Raw genomic sequence first — 696 nt, 5'->3', positions numbered from 1 at the left:
TTGCACCTCACCGCAGCTTTTCGCAGCTTATCGCGTCCTTCATCGGCTGATATGGCCAAGGCATCCGCCGTACGCCCTTACTTGCTTGACTTTATGTCTTCACCGTTTTCAGAGTTTCTTCGGTTCGTTAAGTCTTTCTCTTTTTCTTCAAAAAAGAGGTTTGTTCGTTTCGTTTTATGCAGTTGTCAAGGTACGGGTCTTTCGTAATAAAATTGTGGTGGAGATGAGGAGAATCGAACTCCTGACCCCCTGCTTGCAAGGCAGGTGCTCTCCCAGCTGAGCTACACCCCCACACTCGTTGCGCCGGCTTCCCACCAGACGGGCAGGCATGTCATTGCAACATATGACGGCTCCTCGATTGTCCGTACTCTGCCTTTGCATTTCGGGTGTATCGACTTGCCCTGGTGGGCCTAGGTGGACTTGAACCACCGACCTCACGCTTATCAGGCGTGCGCTCTAACCAGCTGAGCTATAGGCCCATGGGATATTTTTTTAAGAGGTTCATGGCCTCTCAAAACTGAACAATGTGTACGTACTCCAGAATGCCGACCTAAAGATTTATAACGTCTTCCGCAGAATCCGTTATCTCTTCCCTAGAAAGGAGGTGATCCAGCCGCACCTTCCGATACGGCTACCTTGTTACGACTTCACCCCAATCATCGCCCCCACCTTCGACGGCTGGCTCCGTAAGGTTAC

Annotated in this window: 2 tRNA genes and 2 rRNA genes; all 4 read right to left on the bottom strand. The window is 51.0% G+C overall.

Annotated elements, in window-relative coordinates:
• Positions 1-91, bottom strand: a 23S ribosomal RNA gene (locus tag B5F80_RS11135); the annotation flags it as partial.
• 124 nt (positions 92-215) lie between these two features.
• A tRNA-Ala gene (locus B5F80_RS11130) sits at positions 216-291 on the bottom strand.
• A gap of 111 nt (positions 292-402) precedes the next feature.
• Positions 403-479, bottom strand: a tRNA-Ile gene (locus B5F80_RS11125).
• A 118-nt stretch (positions 480-597) separates the two neighbouring features.
• Positions 598-696: ribosomal RNA gene (locus B5F80_RS11120) — 16S ribosomal RNA — on the bottom strand; the annotation flags it as partial.

It is taken from the genome of Megasphaera sp. An286, from assembly GCF_002163455.1.
In the GTDB taxonomy this organism is placed as follows: domain Bacteria; phylum Bacillota; class Negativicutes; order Veillonellales; family Megasphaeraceae; genus Megasphaera; species Megasphaera stantonii.
The sequence above is the reverse complement of the archived record's forward strand: the minus strand, read 5'-3'. Positions and strand labels throughout refer to the sequence as shown.